The organism is Pigmentiphaga sp. (assembly GCF_033795525.1).
GTDB lineage: Bacteria > Pseudomonadota > Gammaproteobacteria > Burkholderiales > Burkholderiaceae_B > Pigmentiphaga.
Map to the genome: position 1 here is coordinate 102,832 of NZ_JARYGM010000009.1, position 17,720 is coordinate 120,551.

At 65.6% G+C, this 17,720-nt stretch carries 18 protein-coding genes; 5 read left to right on the plus strand and 13 right to left on the minus strand.

Annotated features, from left to right (window positions below; genetic code table 11):
• Window positions 1-20: 20 nt before the first annotated feature.
• Together QHC78_RS17470 and QHC78_RS17475 are read right to left on the minus strand one after the other, a co-directional pair.
• Complete coding sequence (locus tag QHC78_RS17470; protein ID WP_319746803.1) at window positions 21-560, minus strand: cupin domain-containing protein; 540 nt, start codon at window positions 558-560, stop codon at window positions 21-23.
• A gap of 126 nt (window positions 561-686) precedes the next feature.
• Window positions 687-1,364, minus strand: a complete 678-nt coding sequence (locus tag QHC78_RS17475) for a TetR/AcrR family transcriptional regulator (RefSeq protein WP_319746804.1) — start codon at window positions 1,362-1,364, stop codon at window positions 687-689.
• Window positions 1,365-1,548: 184 nt separating this feature from the next.
• On the opposite strand from QHC78_RS17475, the gene QHC78_RS17480 reads away from it, so the two are divergent.
• The gene (locus QHC78_RS17480; RefSeq protein ID WP_319746806.1) at window positions 1,549-2,973 is read left to right on the plus strand and encodes an aldehyde dehydrogenase family protein; all 1,425 of its coding nucleotides are present in this window, start codon (window positions 1,549-1,551) and stop codon (window positions 2,971-2,973) included.
• Window positions 2,974-3,022: 49 nt separating this feature from the next.
• Here the strand turns inward: QHC78_RS17480 and QHC78_RS17485 are convergent, their stop codons facing one another.
• From QHC78_RS17485 to QHC78_RS17515, 7 genes are all read right to left on the minus strand, one after another.
• Window positions 3,023-3,979 carry a Bug family tripartite tricarboxylate transporter substrate binding protein gene (locus tag QHC78_RS17485; protein WP_319746835.1) on the minus strand — a complete coding sequence of 319 codons (957 nt, stop codon included), beginning with the start codon at window positions 3,977-3,979 and terminating at the stop codon, window positions 3,023-3,025.
• 72 nt (window positions 3,980-4,051) lie between these two features.
• Window positions 4,052-4,591 (minus strand): cupin domain-containing protein, encoded by a 540-nt coding sequence (locus QHC78_RS17490; protein WP_319746803.1) that lies wholly within the window; start codon window positions 4,589-4,591, stop codon window positions 4,052-4,054.
• Between the two features lie 318 nt (window positions 4,592-4,909).
• Entirely contained in the window at window positions 4,910-5,821 is a 912-nt protein-coding gene (locus tag QHC78_RS17495; RefSeq protein WP_319746807.1) for a LysR family transcriptional regulator, read from the minus strand.
• Window positions 5,822-5,899: 78 nt separating this feature from the next.
• Entirely contained in the window at window positions 5,900-6,688 is a 789-nt protein-coding gene (locus QHC78_RS17500; protein WP_319746808.1) for an amino acid ABC transporter ATP-binding protein, read from the minus strand.
• Window positions 6,689-6,729: 41 nt separating this feature from the next.
• Window positions 6,730-7,878 carry an amino acid ABC transporter permease gene (locus tag QHC78_RS17505; protein WP_319746810.1) on the minus strand — a complete coding sequence of 383 codons (1,149 nt, stop codon included), beginning with the start codon at window positions 7,876-7,878 and terminating at the stop codon, window positions 6,730-6,732.
• The gene (locus QHC78_RS17510) at window positions 7,878-9,032 is read right to left on the minus strand and encodes an amino acid ABC transporter permease (RefSeq protein WP_319746811.1); all 1,155 of its coding nucleotides are present in this window, start codon (window positions 9,030-9,032) and stop codon (window positions 7,878-7,880) included. The genes QHC78_RS17505 and QHC78_RS17510 overlap by 1 nt, the downstream gene beginning before the upstream one ends.
• 7 nt (window positions 9,033-9,039) lie before the next feature.
• Window positions 9,040-10,059, minus strand: coding sequence for an amino acid ABC transporter substrate-binding protein (locus tag QHC78_RS17515; RefSeq protein WP_319746813.1), 1,020 nt, complete (start codon window positions 10,057-10,059; stop codon window positions 9,040-9,042).
• A gap of 148 nt (window positions 10,060-10,207) precedes the next feature.
• Here QHC78_RS17515 and QHC78_RS17520 point away from each other — a divergent pair, with 148 nt between their 5' ends.
• From QHC78_RS17520 to QHC78_RS17530, 3 genes are all read left to right on the plus strand, one after another.
• Window positions 10,208-10,933 (plus strand): cell division ATP-binding protein FtsE, encoded by a 726-nt coding sequence (locus tag QHC78_RS17520; protein WP_319746837.1) that lies wholly within the window; start codon window positions 10,208-10,210, stop codon window positions 10,931-10,933.
• Window positions 10,930-11,835, plus strand: coding sequence for a cell division protein FtsX (locus QHC78_RS17525; RefSeq protein WP_319746814.1), 906 nt, complete (start codon window positions 10,930-10,932; stop codon window positions 11,833-11,835). Before QHC78_RS17520 ends, QHC78_RS17525 begins: the two co-directional genes overlap by 4 nt.
• A 123-nt stretch (window positions 11,836-11,958) precedes the next feature.
• Window positions 11,959-13,530 carry a CYTH and CHAD domain-containing protein gene (locus QHC78_RS17530; protein WP_319746816.1) on the plus strand — a complete coding sequence of 524 codons (1,572 nt, stop codon included), beginning with the start codon at window positions 11,959-11,961 and terminating at the stop codon, window positions 13,528-13,530.
• A 10-nt stretch (window positions 13,531-13,540) separates the two neighbouring features.
• Here QHC78_RS17530 and QHC78_RS17535 read toward each other — a convergent pair whose 3' ends face one another.
• From QHC78_RS17535 to kynB, 3 genes are all read right to left on the minus strand, one after another.
• On the minus strand, window positions 13,541-14,731 hold the full coding sequence (locus QHC78_RS17535; protein ID WP_319746818.1) for an amino acid aminotransferase: 1,191 nt from the start codon (window positions 14,729-14,731) through the stop codon (window positions 13,541-13,543).
• Between the two features lie 195 nt (window positions 14,732-14,926).
• The gene (gene kynA, locus QHC78_RS17540; protein WP_319746820.1) at window positions 14,927-15,781 is read right to left on the minus strand and encodes a tryptophan 2,3-dioxygenase; all 855 of its coding nucleotides are present in this window, start codon (window positions 15,779-15,781) and stop codon (window positions 14,927-14,929) included.
• 42 nt (window positions 15,782-15,823) lie between these two features.
• Complete coding sequence (gene kynB / locus QHC78_RS17545) at window positions 15,824-16,450, minus strand: arylformamidase (RefSeq protein WP_319746822.1); 627 nt, start codon at window positions 16,448-16,450, stop codon at window positions 15,824-15,826.
• 158 nt (window positions 16,451-16,608) lie between these two features.
• Between kynB and QHC78_RS17550 the strand changes: the two genes are divergently transcribed.
• A complete protein-coding gene (locus tag QHC78_RS17550; protein ID WP_319746839.1) occupies window positions 16,609-17,082 on the plus strand; it encodes an Lrp/AsnC family transcriptional regulator in 474 nt (157 codons plus the stop codon).
• A 15-nt stretch (window positions 17,083-17,097) separates the two neighbouring features.
• Here QHC78_RS17550 and QHC78_RS17555 read toward each other — a convergent pair whose 3' ends face one another.
• Window positions 17,098-17,478, minus strand: a complete 381-nt coding sequence (locus QHC78_RS17555) for a RidA family protein (protein ID WP_319746824.1) — start codon at window positions 17,476-17,478, stop codon at window positions 17,098-17,100.
• Window positions 17,479-17,720: the final 242 nt, after the last annotated feature.

Below are 17,720 nucleotides of genomic sequence, written 5' to 3' on the forward strand. Positions count from 1 at the left end.
CTCGTTCTCCGTGTGGCGAGTCAGTTGCGGGGCTCGGACTTGAGGTGTCCGTCGCGCTTTTGAAAGAGTTCGTCGCTGGCGTATCCCATGAGTTCGGGCTGGGCGCGTCCGAGCATGACCTGGAAGTAAACGGGTTCGAGGCTGCGGTTCTCGTAGCCGTGGATGACGCCGGGCGGGCAGGCGGCGCATTCCCAGGGGCCAAGTCGCCGCCAGACCTGGTTGCCGTCTTCATCCTGGAAGAAGACGTCGAGAAAGCCCTGCAGGACGAAGAAGACTTCCTCGACCTCGTGGGTATGGGCGGCGTTTCCCTGGCCGGGCTCGACGTACATGATGCTCAGGGTGAAGCCGCGGGCGGGAATGGCGGACGGATCGTTGTGCTTGCCGGACCCGCCGGCGCCGATGAAGCGATGCTGGGCGCGCTTGAAGCCTTCGATCTTGGCGTCTTCGAAGGCGGCCCAGTCGGGGGTCTTGTCGCGGAAGCGGCCGATAAAGCGGGCGGCGATGTCCTCGAGCGAGGCGTGCTCGAGTTCGGGTGGTCGGGGGTGGCGTGCGATGGCCATCGTGGGTTCCTCTGGAATGGATGGAGGACGACGGCGCGCGGGCGGCCATCGTTCAGCCGCACGATAGGGTAAATTGACTAAATGGTCAATGTTCGCCGGCGGAAAACCGGTCGCGACGCAAGCGGGTCAATCCTTCTTCAGGTACCGGATCACCATGTCCGCCGCGTGCTCCAGCCGCTGCCGGACCCGCTGCGGCGTCATCAGTTTCTGCCGGAAAATGGCTTCGAAGGTGTGTTGGTTGTTGACGTAGTGGGCCGTCAGCGAGGTCACGGAGATGTAGAGATCGATGGGGTCGATGTCATCGCGGAAAATGCCGGTCTCGCGGCCGCGGGCAAGCAGTTGCTCTATCGTGTCCAGCAGCGGGTTGTACAGTTCCGAGATGGCCGCGTCGCTGGCAACGTGGCGGCCGCCGGCCAGGTTCTCGCTCATCAGCAGGCGCTGGAACTCGGGGAACTGCACCCAGATCTTGCCCGTCGAGATGACCAGGCGGCGCATGGCCGCTTCGGGGTCGACGGTACGCAGCTGAATGTCCTGCTGCCGGCTGCGGATGTTCTCGTAAGTGTGGGTCAGTACCGCGGCGAACAGGCCGTCCTTGTTGCCGAAATGATGGTAGAGCAGGTTCTTGTTCACGCCCGCGCGTAGCGCGATCTCGTCCACGCGCGCGCCCTCGAAGCCTTTCTGCGAGAACTCCTGAATGGAGGCCTCGATGATGGAAAGACGGGTGCGCGCGGCGCTTTCGCGAGGGCCGCTGGTTCGGCGCCGGGGTGTCGTGGAATCTGTGGTCTCTGCTTTTCTTTGTGTCATGGCGGACGTAAGGGCAAGGGTCGCCGTGCAAGTGTACATGCAGGGGGATGGCGCCTTGGCCGGGAATAGGCAGGGCGGGCCGGACTTTTTCGGATTTGCATCTTTAAAATTGACTGTATAGTCAAATAAAACCTAGAATGAGCGCTGTTTCTTCCTTGCCTCATGACCTGCGAGCGAGTCTGCCTTGAATATCCTGCATAGCTTTATCGACGGCGCGCCGGTGCCCGGGACCGGGACGACGATTACCCTGGAATCGCCCGAGCATGCCGGCCGGTGCGTTCGGCTGGCCGAGGCTTCCTACGAACTGTGCGCGCAGGCGGTTGCTTCCGCGCTGGCCGCGTTCCGCCGCCATGCGGCGGCACCGGTGGTAGAGCGTGCGGCCTTGCTGAGCAAGGCCGCGGATCTGCTGGAGGCGAGGGTGGATGCCGTAGCGGAACTCCTGGTGAGCGACGTCGGCAAGCCTATCCGGGTGGCGCGGGTCGAGGTCGTTCGCGGCGTTCAGTTCATTCGTGCCTGCGCGGTGCAACTACAGACCATGACCGGCGAAATGTTGCCACTGGATGCCGTCGCGGCCGGCGTGGGGCGGCACGGCATGGTGCGCCGCGTGCCGTACGGTGTCGTGGCCGCCATCACCCCGTTCAATGCGCCGGTCAACCTGCTGGTGCAGAAGGTGGCGCCGGCCCTGGCCGCCGGCAACGCCGTCGTGGTCAAGCCGCATCCGGCCGGCACGCGCGCGGCGTTGGCCATCGCCGCGCTGTTCGCGGAAGCGGGGCTGGCGCCGGGGCTGTTCAACGTGGTGTGCGGCGACCGCTCGCCGGCGCAGGCCCTGGTGCGCGACCCTCGGGTCCGTGTCGTTACGTTTACGGGCGGCACGGCGGCCGGCGATGCGCTGGCGCGAACTGCCGGTGCCAAGAAATTCGTCGCCGAACTGGGTTCGAACGCCGCCAATGTCGTGCTGGCCGATGCGGATCTGGCGGACGCCGCCCGCCGCATCGCCGGCGCCGCGTTCGAGGCGAGCGGGCAGCAATGCGTGTCTGCGCAACGCGTGATAGTGGAGTCCTCGGTGTACGACGCCTTCCTGCCGTTGTTCGTCGAAGCGGCCCGGGCCCTGCGGGTCGGCAGCGCGGGCGACGAAGCGACGGATGTCGGCCCCATGGTTTCGCGGGCGGCTGCGGATCGCGTCATGGCCATGGCGCGCCGGTCCGCCGAGCGGGGTGCCCGGTATGCGCTGGAACCGCAGCAGGACGGTTGCCGGGTCAGCCCCGGTATCCTGGTGGATGCCCCCGCCGACAGCCCTATCTGGACGGACGAGGCGTTCGGCCCGCTGGCCGTCGTGCAGCGCGCTGCCGATGCGCAGGAGGCGCTGCAGCTCGCGAACGATTCGCCGTTCGGGCTGCAGGGCGCGGTATTCACCCGCAGCCTGGGAAATGCCTTTCTCTTCGCCGACGGCTTCGAGGTGGGATCCCTGTGGATCAACGAGGCCAGCCGCTTCCGGCTGGACATCTATCCCTTTGGTGGCGCCAAGCAGTCGGGGTTTGGGCGGGAAGGCGTACGCTACGCGATAGACGAGCTGTCGCAGCTTCGATTCATCGGCATCCGGCCGCTATAGCGGGGGAGGCAGGATCCACTCCTTCCCCGCTGCGCCAGGTGTGCGCCGGCTAGTTGACCGTCGCCCCCGACTGCTTGACCACCACGCGCCACTTTTCGATCTCGGCTTTCAGGAAGGTCTGAAATGCCTCTGGGCTGCCGCCCATGATGTCGAAGCCCTGGCCGATCAGTTGCTGCTGCACGCCGGGCTGAGCCAGGATCTTGCCGGCTGCAGCATTGACGATATCGACCACGCTTCGCGGCGTTCCTGCAGGGGCGACCAGTCCGAACCAGGCCACGGCCTCGAATCCGGGCAGGCCGCTTTCGTTCAAGGTGGGAACGTCGGGTAGCCAGGACAGCCGGTTCCGGGTGGTCACGGCGAGCAGGTTGATGTTGCCGTTCTTGGCCAGCGCGAGCGCATTGGGGATGTTGGGAAACATCAGGGTGGTCTCGTTGCGCATGACCGCCGTCAAGGCTTCCGACGAACCCTTGTAGGGGACGTGCATCAGCTGGACGCCGGTCATGGATTTGAAGAGTTCACCCGCCAGGTGTTGCGACGTCCCGTTGCCTCCTGAACTGAAGCTGAGCTCGCCGGGCTTGGCCCGGGCGGCCTTGATGAGATCGGCCACGTTCTTGATGCCCGACGCGGGGGAGGTCACCAGGGCGTTGGGGTTTGAGGCCAGCACGATGATGGGCTCAAAATCCTTGACCGAGTCGTAGGGCATTTTCGCGTACAGCGATGGATTGATGGCGTGCGAGCTGACCGACGCCAGTAGCAGCGTATAGCCGTCCGGCGCTGACTTGGCGACGTGGTCGCCGGCGATGTTGCCGCCGGCACCCGGGCGGTTCTCGACGACGACTGCTACCTTCAGCGCCTTGCCCAGCTGTTCGGCCATGACGCGTGCCAGCATGTCCGAGGCAGCACCGGGCGGTGCGGTGACTACGATCCGTACGGGCTTGGCGGGATAGGTGTCGGCAGTGGCCGCACTCGCCATCGCAACGGTCGCGCAGACGAATGCCAATTTCATTCGATTCACAGCGGTTCTCCTGCAAATAGGCGCCGCGCGGGCATCGTTGCGCCCGGCCGGGCGTGTGGCGAGTCAGTTGCGGGGCTCGGACTTGAGGTGTCCGTCGCGCTTTTGAAAGAGTTCGTCGCTGGCGTATCCCATGAGTTCGGGCTGGGCGCGTCCGAGCATGACCTGGAAGTAAACGGGTTCGAGGCTGCGGTTCTCGTAGCCGTGGATGACGCCGGGCGGGCAGGCGGCGCATTCCCAGGGGCCAAGTCGCCGCCAGACCTGGTTGCCGTCTTCATCCTGGAAGAAGACGTCGAGAAAGCCCTGCAGGACGAAGAAGACTTCCTCGACCTCGTGGGTATGGGCGGCGTTTCCCTGGCCGGGCTCGACGTACATGATGCTCAGGGTGAAGCCGCGGGCGGGAATGGCGGACGGATCGTTGTGCTTGCCGGACCCGCCGGCGCCGATGAAGCGATGCTGGGCGCGCTTGAAGCCTTCGATCTTGGCGTCTTCGAAGGCGGCCCAGTCGGGGGTCTTGTCGCGGAAGCGGCCGATAAAGCGGGCGGCGATGTCCTCGAGCGAGGCGTGCTCGAGTTCGGGTGGTCGGGGGTGGCGTGCGATGGCCATCGTGGGTTCCTCTGGAATGGATGGAGGACGACGGCGCGCGGGCGGCCATCGTTCAGCCGCACGATAGGATAAATTGACTAAACGGTCAATGTGATTGAGCGTGGAAAAATTCTATTCCGGTTTTGCCTAGTTTTTCCGGGAAGTTTCTAGTCGATTGGTCTTAAAGCGTTGGTTTAATTGACTTTTTAGTAAATAGATGGGAGCGGGGCTCCGGCAGTCGCCTCGCCCCAAAAAAACCAGGCGTCCGCTGCGCCAGCCCGAGCCCGATGCGCCGGGCACCCGTTGCGGCAGCGAAGGCATGACAAGCGTGAAATGGTCCTAGCGGGCGAACTCGGTGGCTGCCCAGACTGCTTCGACAAGATCGGTTTGCCGCGCGCGCGGCCGATACAGGCGGACCTCGAACGGCACCTCGTCGCTGCGGTCGCCCAGCACCACCATGTTGCGGCGCTGGCAATCGGCCGCCACCATGGACCATGGGAGCCATGCCACGCCCAGGCCTTTCTTGACCAGTTCGTAGACGGCGTCGGCCGAGTCGCAGCGCAGGAACACGTTCATGCTTGCCAGCGGGTTGCGCTCGAAATGCTCGCTCATCAACCGCTCCATCGACAGTCCTATGCCATAGGCGATGAGCGGCGTGGCCTGGTTCGCGCCGATCAGGCTGAAGCGGGGCCGTCCCTGGGCGTCAGCCACGCTGACCGGCACCAGCTTCTCGGTGGACAGCGTCAGGTGACGGTAGCGGTGGCCATTGAGTGGAACCGACAGCGCCCGATGCTCGTAGCAGCACAACATGTCGACCTTGCTCTGTTCCAGCAAGGAGGCCAGGTCGTTGGTCGTGCCGGTGATGACGTCGATCTGCGCTTTGCCGCGCAAAGGGCTGCGGGGCATGTGGGTGATGCGGGCCAGCCAGTCGGCCACCAGGGTGCGCGCGAGCGTGCGGCCGGTGCCGACGCGCAGGCTCAGGCCCTGGTTGGAGCCATGGCGCTGGATCTGGGACCGCGCATTGGCCACGCTTTCGACGGTGCGCTCGGCGGTCTTGAGCATGACCTCGCCTTCGGGCGTGAGATGAACCGGTGTGCGATTGCGTTCGACCAGCGGCGCGCCCGCCCAGACTTCGAGCGCGCGGATGCGGCGCCCGAAGGCCGGGTGCGTGACGTGCCGCAGTTCAGCGGCCCGCACGAAGCTTTGCGTGCGGGCCAGCGCGATCAGGTCTTCGAAAAGTTTGAGGTCCATGAGGGCCGGATTTTACTGCCTGGAGCGCCCATCCCCCCCGCAGGCTTTCCCAACCGTAACATTTGCCGCGGTCCGCGCTCAGTGCAGGATCTGGCTCAGGAACAACCGGGTGCGTTCGTGCCGGGGATGCGAGAAGAACTCCTCGGGGGCGTTCTGTTCGACGATCTCGCCTTGGTCCATGAAGACTACCCGGTCCGCTACCTGGCGCGCGAATCCCATTTCGTGGGTCACGCACAACATCGTGATGCCGGTCTCGGCCAGCGACGTCATCACGTCGAGCACTTCCTTGACCATCTCGGGGTCCAGTGCCGACGTCGGCTCGTCGAACAAGATGATCTTGGGCGACATGCACAGCGAGCGCGCGATGGCGACCCGTTGCTGCTGGCCGCCCGACAGCTGTCCCGGATACTTGTGCGCCTGCTCGGGGATGCGGACGCGCTCGAGGAATTGCATGGCGGTGGCTTCGGCCTGTGCCTTCGGCTGCTTGAGCACCCATATCGGGCCCAAGGTCAGGTTTTGCAGCACGGTCAGGTGCGGAAATAGGTTGAAGTGCTGGAACACCATGCCGACTTCGCGGCGGATCGCCTCGATGTCCTTCAGGTTGCCTGTCAGCTCGATGCCGTCGACGACGACGCGGCCCTGCTGGTGTTCCTCCAGCCGGTTGATGCAGCGGATCAGCGTCGATTTGCCCGACCCCGACGGTCCGCAGATGACGATGCGCTCGCCGCGGCCGACGCGCAGATGGATGTCGCGCAGGGCCTGGTACTTGCCGAACCACTTGCTGACACCCTCGAGGCTGATGATGGTCTCGCCTCGCGCCAAGCGGGAGGCATCGTTATCGGAGGCGCGGGGCGTGGAGTCTGGCATGGAGATAGTCCTTACGCGGTGTGCGGTCGCGGGGCCCGGCCTCATCGCTCGCGGCCGGCCCGCAGGCGCCGTTCCAGCGATTGGCTGTAGCGCGACATGGCGAAGCAGAACACGAAGTAGATCGCAGCGATGAACAGGTAGGCCTCGACCGAGAAACCCGGCCATGCGGCATCGGCCAGCGATGCCTTGGCCGATTGGGTCAGGTCGAAGATGCCGATGATGACGACCAGCGAGGTGTCCTTGAAGACGAGGATGAACATGCTCACCAGCGGCGCGATGATGATCTTGAGCGCCTGCGGCAGGATGACCAGGCGCATTTGCTGCCAATAGGTGAGGCCGATCGAGTCGGCGCCTTCGTACTGGCCCTTGGGAATGGCCTGCAGGCCACCGCGCACCAGCTCGGCCAGGTAGGCCGCGGCGAACATGACGATGGCAATCTGCGCCCGCAGCAGCTTGTCGATGCCAAAGCCTTCGGGCAGGAACAGCGGAAGCATGACCGACGACATGAACAACAGGCTGATCAGCGGTACGCCGCGTATCAGTTCGATGTAGACCACGCACAGCGCCTTGATCGCAGGCAGGCGCGAGCGGCGGCCCAGGGCCAGCAGCACGCCCAGCGGGAAGGCCAGGCCCATGCCGAAGGTCGCCAGGATCAGTGTCAGGGGCAGGCCGCCCCAGCGCGTGTTCTCGACGTACTCCAGGCCCAGCACCCCGCCCCACATCAGGATGCCGGTGGCCACCAGCGCGGCGATCCATATCAAGGCCAGCCATTTGTTCCAGAAACGCCGCAGGCAGCTGGCCACTACTGCGCCGATCAGCAGCAGGCTGGCCACCAGCGGCCGCCATTGTTCGTCGTAGGGGTAGAGCCCAAAGAGGATCAGCCGGTGTTTCTCGGCGATGAAGGCCCAGCAGGCGCCGCCGGTATTGCGGCATTCCTGCGCCGATGAAGCCACGAATGTCGCCCGCACCAGTCCCCATTCCACCAGGGCCGGTACGATCATCAGCAGCAGCCAGGAGGTCAGCAGCGTCAGGACGATGTTCAGCGGCGACGAAAACAGGCTCGCCGCGATGCGCTTCGCGCGCCCGCCGGGGGGCAGTGCCGGCGGACCGGCAAAGCCGGGTCCACGGCGCCCCGGGGCGGGCGCACCATCGATGGGAGTCGCGCGCGTGTCGGAGAAGCCGGCCGGCATCAGCGCTCCACCAGCGCCATGCGGCGGTTGTACAGGTTCATGAGTACTGAAATACTCAGGCTCACCGCCAGGTACACGGCCATGATGATGAGCACGCCTTCGATGGCCTGGCCGGTCTGGTTGAGCGTGGTGTTGGCGATGGAGACGATATCCGGATAGCCGATGGCGACCGCCAGCGAGCTGTTCTTGGTGAGATTCAGGTACTGGCTGGTGAGCGGCGGGATGATGACGCGTAGAGCCTGGGGCAGGACGACGAGCCGCAATACCGCGCCTCGCCGCAGCCCTATGGATTCGGCGGCTTCCCATTGGCCGCGGTCCACCGATTGGATGCCCGCCCGCACCACTTCGGCAATGAACGCCCCCGTGTAGACCACCAGTCCGAACAGCAGCGCCGCGTACTCGGGTGTGAGGGTGGCGCCGCCGACGAAACCGAATCCCTGCAGGCGCGGTACGTCGAACGCGAGCGGCGCGCCGCCGGCCAGCCACCCGGCCAGCGGCAGTCCCAGCAGCAGCGCCGCTATCCAGCGGCCCGCGGGGCGGACCTCGCCGCTGAGCCGCTGTTTCTTGCGCGCCACGTGGGCTAGCGCGAGTGCCAGCACGACCGCCAGCGCGAAACCCGCCGCCGCCAGGTCGAAGCCCGGATGATCCGCCGGCAGCGGCAGCTTGATGCCGCGGTTGGAGATGAAGACGCCCGGCAGCAGTTCTATGGCCTGCCGCGCCGCCGGCATGGTCTCGGTTATCAGCGCATACCAGAGGAAGAGTTGCAGCAGCAGCGGCGTGTTGCGCATCAACTCGACGTAGGTCCCGGCCAGCCGTGCCACCAGCCAGTTACGCGACAGCCGGGCGACGCCCATCAGCGTTCCCAGCACCGTGGCCAGCACGATGCCGACTGCCGCCACCCGCAGGGTGTTCAGCAGGCCCACCAGGATGGCCCGCGCATAGGTGTCCTGGGGGTCGTAGCGGATAGGCGTCTCGCCTATGGCGAATCCCGCCTCGCGTTCGAGAAAGCCGAACCCCGAGGCGATGTTGCGGGCAGCGAGGTTGGACAGTGTGTTGGAAACGAGGAACCACGCCACTGCCGCAACCGCTGCCAGCGCGAGGGTCTGGTAGACGACCGACCGGACCGACGGGTTGCTCCAGCTCAACCGGGCCATGCGCGCGTCAGCGGATGGGCAATGCGTACATCAGGCCGCCTTGGGTCCAGAGCGCATTCGGGCCGCGCTGCATTTTCAGGGGACTGCCTTGGCCGAGGTTGCGCTCGAAGCTTTCGCCGTAGTTGCCGACCTGCTTGACGATGTTGTAGGCCCACTTTTCGTCCACGCCCAGGTTCTTGCCGGCGCCCGGCGTCACGCCCAGGATGCGCTGCACGTTGGGATTGGGGCTCTTGAGCATCTGGTCGACGTTTTTCGAGGTGATGCCGTACTCTTCGGCCTCGATCATGGCGTTGAGCGTCCATTTGACGATCGCCGCCCATTGCTCGTCGCCCTGGCGCACCATGGGGCCGAGCGGTTCCTTGGAGATCATCTCGGGCAGCACCACGTAGTCGTCGGGATTGGGCAGCTTGGTGGTGCGGATGCCGTTCAGCGCCGAGATGTCGGTCGTGTAGGCGTCGCACCGGCCCGCGGCGAAGGCGCGTACCAGTTCGTCGAACTTGTCGATGACGACCGGCTTGAAGGTCAGCTTGTTGGCGCGGAACCAGTCGGCCAGGTTCAGTTCGGTGGTGGTGCCGGGCTGCAGGCAGATTGCCGCGCCGTCGAGTTCTTTCGCGCTCTTGACCCCCAGTTTCCTGGACACCAGGATGCCCTGGCCGTCGTAGAAATTCACCCCCACGCCGGTCAGGCCCAGGGCGGTGTCGCGCTGCAGGGTGATCGAGGTGTTCCGCGGCAGGACGTCCACTTCGCCCGACTGCAGGGCCGTGAAGCGCTGCTGGGTATTGAGCGGCGTCAGCTTGAACTTGGAGGCGTCCCCGAACAGCGCGGCCGCGACGGCCTTGCACAAGTCCACGTCGATGCCGGTCCACACACCCTTGCTGTCGGGGTTGCTGAAACCGGCCACGCCGGTGGAGACGCCGCATTGCACGAAGCCTTTCTTCTTGACCGCATCCAGGGTCGGACCGGCGTGCGCGGCATGGGCCGCCCCGGCCAGCAGGGCGGCGGTGAGCAGGGATTTCAATGCGTTCATGGCGGGTTCCTTACGCGGGCGGCCCTGGACTATAAAACATTGCCGGGCTGCGGGCACCGTGAAACGACATGTACCGTAGCATGGGTTGGGTATGATGAAAACCTCGGGCCTGTCGCCCTTCGGCCGCCCGGGTTACTATTTCGACCTCATGATCGAATTCCAGCAAGTCTACAAATCCTATGGCCGCGGTATCGACACGCTGGCCAACGTGACTTTCGGCATCGCCCAGGGCGAATTCGTCTTCGTCTCCGGGCCTTCGGGCGCCGGCAAGTCGACGCTGTTGAAGCTCATCGCAGGGCTGGACGTTCCCAACCGTGGCACCGTGCTGGTCAACGGGCAGAACGTCGGCAAGCTGCCGGGCCGCTTTCGGCCCTACCTGCGCCGCGCCATCGGCACCATTCTCCAAGACGTGCATTTGCTGAACGATCGCAGCGCTTTCGAGAACGTGCTGCTGCCCTTGATCGTGACCGGCCATTCGCGCTCGGCCGCGGCCAAGCGGGCGCGGGCCGCGATCGAACGGGTAGGCCTTTCCGGCAAGGAGGCCCTGCGGCCCGAAGAATTGTCTGGCGGCGACCAGCAGCGGCTGGCCATCGCACGGGCCATCGTCAACCGGCCGGCCGTGCTCATTGCCGACGAACCCACCGCCAACCTCGACAGCGACAGCGCCCGGCGCATCGTCGAGGTGTTCCGCGATTTCAACCGGGTAGGGGTGACCACCATACTGGCCACGCACGACGAGACCCTGATCGCCGACTACGCCACCCGCGTACTGCTGGTGAACGCCGGCCACGTGACCGACGGCGGCAAGCGCACGCCCCGGCTGGGCGGGGAACCCCGGGCGATGCCCGGCAGCGACGGGAGGGCCGTTCGATGAGCCCTCTCATCCGCCAGCACCGCTATGCGCTGGGCGTGACGCTGCGCCGCCTGCTCGCGCAGCCGTTCTCGTCGATCGCCAACATCCTGGTCATCACGCTCGCCCTGGCGATTCCCTTGCTGGGTGCCGCCGCGCTGATGTCGCTGCGGCCCGTGGCCAGCCACCTGACCGCCGATCCGGAAATGACCGTGTTCATGCAGGTCGACGCCACAGAGGCCGAGACCGCCGCAGTGGCCGACCGCATCCGCCGCGACCATGCCAGCGAAATCCACGCGTTGCGCGTGATCGATCGCGAGCGGGCCCTGGCCGAGCTCAAGGCCAATCCTGCCTATGCCCAGGCGCTTGCGGTGCTGCCCGACAATCCCTTGCCGGACGCCATCGTCGTGACGCTGGAGGGCGAAGACCTGGCCGACCGGTCGGCCAAGCTGGCCGCGATCTGGAAGACCTGGGACAAGGTCGATATGGTGCAGGTGGACAGTGCGTGGGTCCAACGGCTCGAAGCAATCCTCCGCTTCGCCCGGACCATCCTGTTGTTCCTTGCGCTCGTGGTCGCGGTGGCGGTGCTGGCGGCGGTGTTCAATACCGTGCGCATGCAGGCGCTTTCGCAGCGGGAGGAAATCGGCGTGGCGCGCCTGGTGGGCGCCACCGAATCTTTCGTGCGCCGGCCTTTCCTGTATCTGGGGGCGGTCAGTTGCGGGATTGCGGCGCTGGCCGCGATCGGCCTGGTGGCCTTGGCGCTGAGGCCGCTCAATACCGCCTTGGCGGACCTGGCGCGCAGCTACGGCACCGAGTTCGCGCTGCGCCTGCCGCAATGGGAATGGCTGGCGGCCTTCGTCGTAGGGGTCGCCTTGCTGGGCGCCTTGTCGGCGCGTTGGTCGGTGAACCGCAATACGCGGTTCTGACCGGCGCCTCGGGCACGGGCGGCAACTCGTGGGCGGTTGATGACAGAAAAATGACCAGTCATCATCATTGGGCCGCCCCTTGCTACCATGGCGGTTTCCATGCCCGCGGTGCGCCAGTCCCCGATGCTAGAACAAGAACTCAAGTTTTCCGTTCCCCGCGCCTCCCGTAAAAGCGTCGCCGCCCAGCTTGCGTCGCTGCAGCCTCCGCCCCGCGTGCGCCTGCGGGCCATGTATTTCGATACCGCGGATCGTCAGTTGGCGCGCCGGCATGCGGCCATACGGCTGCGCCAGGAAGGGCGCCGCTGGGTGCAGACGTTCAAGATGGCCGGCGCCGACGCGCTGTCGCGCATCGAACTCAATCATCCCTGCCCCAGGCGCGAGCTGGACCTGACGGTCTATACCGGGACGCCGGCCGAGGCGGTCCTGGCCAGCCTGACCGGGGAACTGCAAGTGCGGTATGAAACCGACGTCTGGCGGCGAGCGGTATCGGCCCGGACCCGCGGCGGTACGGTCGAAATCGCCTATGACGAAGGCGTCATCCGGGCCGGGGAATTGGAGCTGCCGGTTTGCGAACTGGAGTTCGAGCTGGCCTCTGGCCGGCCCGAGGCGCTGTTCAAGCTGGCCGCCCGCTGGCAGCGGCAGCACGGCCTGGTACTCGATGTCCGCAGCAAAGCCGAAAGGGGGGACGGGCTGGCCAACGCAGCGGCACGTATCACGGCGGTGCCGCTCGACGCGCAGTCCGCCGTCCGTGAGAAGGAGATCCTCCGTTTCTGGGCTCCCCGCGCCGCCGCCGAGGTGAACCTGGAAAAACGCGCCTCCCCCGACGAGGCGCTGAGAATCGTCACGGCCGAATGTTTCGACCAGATCGTTCGCAACGCCACCGCGCTGGCCGCCGTGGAAGTGCCCGCTGACACCATCCTCCCGAACGAGGAACTGGTGCACCAATTGCGGGTCGGCATGCGGCGGCTGCGCTCGGCCTGGCGCCTGTTCGACGGCGCCGCCGCGCTGCCGCCGCAGCCGTTGCAGGACGCGGTACGCGAGCACTTCGCCGCTTTCGGGCGGGTGCGGGATCGGGATGTCATCGAGCGCGGGGTGCTGCCCGCCCTGCTGGAGGCAGGCATGCCGGCCTTGCCGGCGCCACCGGCCGTCAGCATGGATGCGGCCGGCCTGGCTTGCGCTCCCGGGTTCCAGGGCTGGCTGCTGGCAATGCTGGCCTGGAACGTGGGCGTGCGCGAACCGGCACCCGCCCCGGCCTCCGCCGCGGCCGGAACCGTGCCGCCCGCGGTGCCGCCGATTGCCGACCCGGTCAAGCTGGCGCCTTTCGTCACCGCCCGGCTGCGCAAGTGGCACAAGCGGCTGACTCGCGGGGGGGAGCATTTCGCGCTGCTCGACGACGAGCGCCGCCACGCGCTGCGCAAGCTGGCCAAGCGGCTGCGCTATGGCCTGGCGCTATCCCAGTCCCTGTATCGCCGCGACTATGTGCGGGCCTACCGCAAGAAGTTGTCCGCCTTGCAAGACATCCTGGGCGAGGTCAACGACCTGGTCGTGGCCCGCGGCCACTATGCCGGACTAATCGAGACGCACTCGCAGTCCTGGTTCGCGCTGGGATGGATCGCGGCGCGGCTGGACGAGCTCGAGGCCAAGGCCGAGGATGCCTTCCGCGACCTGGGGGCGGTCAGGACGCCGTGGAAGTAGGGCGGCCGCCTCAGTCCAGGACCTTGGCCATCGACGCGGCGACGTAATCGAGGTTGGCTTCGAACAGCCCGGCCACGCACATGCGGCCCGACTGGATCAGGTAGACGCCGAATTCATCGCGCAGGCGGTCCACCTGGGCGGGATTCAGGCCCGTATAGCTGAACATGCCGCGCTGGGTGACGAAGTACTCGACGTCCAGCTCGGGTCGCAGTGCCTTCAACCGGTCGCGCAGGCCGCGCCGCATGGCGTGGATGCGAGTCCGCATTTCGGCGACCTCGCCTTGCCACAGCCCGCGCAGTTCCGGATCGTTCAGCAAGGCGCTGACGACGCGGCTGCCGAACAGGGCGGGGCTGGAGTAGTTCTTGCGCACCGTGGCTTGCAGCTGGCCCAGCACGCGGCCGGCTTCGTCGGCCGTGGGGCAGATCACCGATAGGCCGCCCACCCGCTCGCCGTACAGCGACATGTTCTTGGAGAACGAATTGCCCACCAGCATGGCGATGCCACGTTCGGCCAGTGTCCGCACGACCCAGGCGTCTTCTTCCAGGCCGTCGCCGAAGCCTTGGTAGGCCATGTCGAAGAAGGGGATGGCATTGCGGCTGACCAGGACCTCGATGATGCGGGCCCACTGCTCACGCGAAGGGTCGATGCCGGTCGGGTTGTGGCAGCAGGGTTGCAGCAGCACGATGCTGCGCTCGGGCAGTTTTTCGAAGGCGGCGACCATCTCGTCGAAACGGATGCCGTTCGTCGCTGCGTCGTAGTAAGGGAAGGCGTGCATCTTGAAGCCCGCTCCCCCGAGGATGTTGTAGTGATTTTCCCAGGTGGGATCGCTGATCCAGAGCTCGCTGTCGGGAAAATGCGCCTTCAGGAAATCGGCGCCCACCTTCAGCGCACCCGATCCTCCCAGCGTATGGATGGTCGCGACCCGGTCCTCGGCCAGCGCGGGATGGTCGGCACCCAGCACGACCTCCTGGATCGCCTTGCGGTATTGGGCGTCGCCCTCCATCGGCAGATAGACCGCCGGCACCGAGGTGTCGATACGGTCGCGCGCCTTGCTGACGCTATCGAGCACGGGCACCTTGCCTTCGCTGTCGTAGTAGAAGCCGATGCTCAGGTTGACCTTGTGCTCGCGCGGGTCTTTCAGGAAGGTCTGGACCAGCGAGAGGATAGGGTCGCCGGCATAGCGGGGTACGTGCTCGAACATGGAATCGATTTCCTTAAAACTGCCAATAATTGTAGCTTTCCGGGAGAACGCGGTGCCGCCCAATCAACAGCCGCTGGGAAGACCCGCTTCTGCAATCCAAGAATCAAGAAGGCCCAGATCCAGGATGCGGCGGATCCGGCTCCGCCGGTCCGCGCGCATCGCCCCCTGGGGGGCGCGCGTCACCGCGTAGGGGGGTCACAATTTAGTGCGCATCTGCCAGAGCTCGGGAAACAGCACGACTTCCAGCATCCTGCGCAGATAGCTCACGCCGGCGGTGCCCCCTGTTCCGCGCTTGAAACCGATGACCCGCTCCACCGTCGTGACGTGCCGGAAGCGCCATTGCCGGAACGCGTCTTCGAGGTCCACCAGCTTTTCGGCCAGCGCATACAGGTCCCAGCAGGCATCCGGGTCGGCGTAGACCCGCAGCCACGCAGCTTCGACCGAGGCGTCGTATTCGGTGGGCAAGGTCCAGTCGCGCTGCAGGCGCCCGGGCGCGATCGGCAGGCCGCGCCGGGCCATCAGCATTAGCGTTTCGTCATAGAGGGACGGCGCTTCCAGGGCTGCGACCACCAGTGCCTTGCGTTCCGGATGATGGGCATGGGGCGCCACCATGGCGGCGTTCTTGTTGCCCAGTACGAACTCGATCTGCCGGTACTGGAACGACTGGAAGCCCGACGAGCTGCCCAGGTAGGGGCGGAATTTGGTGTATTCGGACGGCGTCATGGTCGAAAGCACCGTCCACGCGTGGACGAGCTGTTCCATGATGCGCGAGACGCGCGCCAGCATCTTGAGCGCGGGCTCTACCTCGTCGCGCTGTATGCAGGCGCGCGCGGCGAAGAGCTCGTGCAGCATCAACTTCATCCAGAGCTCGCTGGTCTGGTGCTGGATGATGAACAGCATCTCGTTGTGGTCGGGCGAGAGCGGATGCTGGGCGTTCAGCAATTGGTCGAGGCCGAGGTAGTCGCCATAGCTCATGGATTTGGAGAAATCCATTTGCGCGTCGTGCCACGAAGACGCCGGGGCGCCGGTTTCTTGCTGGGGGGCGGTCATGGGGAACGTGTCCTGGAGATGTGGTGAAAACAGTGGCGCCGTTCAGCGCAGGGGTCTCAGCACGGCCCGTACGGGGCTGGCGTCCAGCGCCGCGAAACGCAGCGGAAGCGCAATCAGTTCGTAGTCCCCCGCAGGAACCCGATCGAGTACCAGGCCCTCGAGTATGGCCATGCCGGCGGCATGTACTGCCCGGTGCGCGTCCATGGTCTTGGATTCTTGCGGGTCGATGGACGGCGTATCGATGCCGATCAACCGGACGCCACGCTGCGCGAGCATGGCGATGGTCGCCGGCGCGATGGCACAGAACGCGCTGTCCCACTGTTCGATGGGCGCGCGCGTGTAGGTCCGCAGCAGCACCCTCGGCGGCAGGCCGTCCAGCGTCCCTTCGAGGTGATGGGGTTCGACCAGCGGGCGGGCGCCTATGCAATGGATGACGCGCGCCGGGCCGAGATAGGCGTCCAGCGGCACGTCGCCGATGGCCACGCCATCGCGGGCGTAGTGCAGGGGCGCATCGGCGTGGGCGCCGGTATGGGGGGACAGCGTGACCCTGCCGACGTTGACCGGACAGGCGCCTTCCATGCGCCAGACCTCGGCTTGCTGGAGGGGCGTATCTCCCGGCCAGACGGGCGTGGCGGTGGAAAGCGGTGGGCTGATATCGATCAGTGTCATGGCGTGGATAACGAGTTGGGGCGGCGCGATGCGGCAGCGCCGCACAGGTCAAAATCTTATCCAAGCGGCCATAGAATGTGCTGGCATTTTCCGTGGTTGACGAGGCAGAAATTCGAATAAAATTGCATGTAATAAAGGATTATTCGAATATCATGCGAATAAAACTGGACCGCCTGGATTTGCGCATCGTCGAATGCCTGCAACGGGAAGGGCGCATCAGCAACCAGGATCTGGCGGCCAAGGTGTCGCTATCGCCATCGGCATGCCTGCGTCGGGTCAAGCAGCTGGAGGAGGCCGGGATCATCCAGGGCTATAGCTGCGTGCTGGATTACGCCCGGCTGGGCCTGGAGGTCGAGGCGGTGGTGCACGTGTCCATGCGCCATGAAGTGGAGGGGTGGCACGAAGCCTTCGTCGCGGCCATCCAGGATTGGCCGGAGGTGCTGTCGGCACGCATCGTTACCGGCGGCGCGAACTACATGCTGGTGGTGCGGGCGCGCGATGTCAGCCATTACTCGGACTTCATCGTCAATCGCTTGTACCGTGCGCCTGGCGTGCGCGACATCCAGTCCAATATCGTGCTGGGCTATATCAAGCAGGCGGCTTCCCCGCTCGATGTACTCGAACGGGACTGAAGATGCTCGTGCCGGCTATTGCTTGCCGACCACGCCGAACGCGACGATTTCCACGCGCATGCCGGGCACGACCAGCGCCTGTACCGCCGCACTCGAACGGCTGGGATAGGGAGCGGTGAAGAACTCCCGGTAGACCTGGTCGATGGCCTTCATGTCGTTGACGTCGGTCATATAGATCAGCACCTGGGTGACGTCCTCCAGCGTGCCGCCCGCGGCCTCGACGGCCTTCTTGAGATTGCCGAAGGTGAGTCGCGCCTGGTCTTCGATGGGACCGGTATCTATGCTGCCGTTCTGCCGGACCGGGCCTTGGGAAGTAAAGAGAATGCCGCCGCTGCGCACGGCCCAGGAAAAAGGTTGGCCGACATCCGGCAGGCCGACATCGATGACTTCTTTCATATTGTTCGCTCGGTTGCTGAGGGAGGACGCCCATGCTCGCACGAAGATCGCGCGCGCACAATTCGCCGCTGCCTTTGTGGCGATCCAGGAGCGGCGTGCACAGCCGGTCGGCCCGGATAGCTAGCGTGGTGCTGCCCTATCATGGCATTCAGCGCGTCGGGCGTACTAGCAGGCCGTTGAAAAAGTGGGCATCGAACGCATCAGGGACGCTGTTTTCGAAGAAACGAGTGGCCCAGACGCGT

What these genes read in the sequence shown, in the direction of transcription:
- QHC78_RS17470 (WP_319746803.1), bottom strand. Translation starts at nt 560, where the DNA reads ATGGCCATCGCACGCCACCCCCGACCACCCGAACTCGAGCACGCCTCG.
- QHC78_RS17475 (WP_319746804.1), bottom strand. Translation starts at nt 1,364, where the DNA reads ATGACACAAAGAAAAGCAGAGACCACAGATTCCACGACACCCCGGCGC.
- QHC78_RS17485 (WP_319746835.1), bottom strand. Translation starts at nt 3,979, where the DNA reads ATGAAATTGGCATTCGTCTGCGCGACCGTTGCGATGGCGAGTGCGGCC.
- QHC78_RS17490 (WP_319746803.1), bottom strand. Translation starts at nt 4,591, where the DNA reads ATGGCCATCGCACGCCACCCCCGACCACCCGAACTCGAGCACGCCTCG.
- QHC78_RS17495 (WP_319746807.1), bottom strand. Translation starts at nt 5,821, where the DNA reads ATGGACCTCAAACTTTTCGAAGACCTGATCGCGCTGGCCCGCACGCAA.
- QHC78_RS17500 (WP_319746808.1), bottom strand. Translation starts at nt 6,688, where the DNA reads ATGCCAGACTCCACGCCCCGCGCCTCCGATAACGATGCCTCCCGCTTG.
- QHC78_RS17505 (WP_319746810.1), bottom strand. Translation starts at nt 7,878, where the DNA reads ATGCCGGCCGGCTTCTCCGACACGCGCGCGACTCCCATCGATGGTGCG.
- QHC78_RS17510 (WP_319746811.1), bottom strand. Translation starts at nt 9,032, where the DNA reads ATGGCCCGGTTGAGCTGGAGCAACCCGTCGGTCCGGTCGGTCGTCTAC.
- QHC78_RS17515 (WP_319746813.1), bottom strand. Translation starts at nt 10,059, where the DNA reads ATGAACGCATTGAAATCCCTGCTCACCGCCGCCCTGCTGGCCGGGGCG.
- QHC78_RS17520 (WP_319746837.1), top strand. Translation starts at nt 10,208, where the DNA reads ATGATCGAATTCCAGCAAGTCTACAAATCCTATGGCCGCGGTATCGAC.
- QHC78_RS17525 (WP_319746814.1), top strand. Translation starts at nt 10,930, where the DNA reads ATGAGCCCTCTCATCCGCCAGCACCGCTATGCGCTGGGCGTGACGCTG.
- QHC78_RS17530 (WP_319746816.1), top strand. Translation starts at nt 11,959, where the DNA reads ATGCTAGAACAAGAACTCAAGTTTTCCGTTCCCCGCGCCTCCCGTAAA.
- QHC78_RS17535 (WP_319746818.1), bottom strand. Translation starts at nt 14,731, where the DNA reads ATGTTCGAGCACGTACCCCGCTATGCCGGCGACCCTATCCTCTCGCTG.
- kynA (WP_319746820.1), bottom strand. Translation starts at nt 15,781, where the DNA reads ATGACCGCCCCCCAGCAAGAAACCGGCGCCCCGGCGTCTTCGTGGCAC.
- kynB (WP_319746822.1), bottom strand. Translation starts at nt 16,450, where the DNA reads ATGACACTGATCGATATCAGCCCACCGCTTTCCACCGCCACGCCCGTC.
- QHC78_RS17555 (WP_319746824.1), bottom strand. Translation starts at nt 17,478, where the DNA reads ATGAAAGAAGTCATCGATGTCGGCCTGCCGGATGTCGGCCAACCTTTT.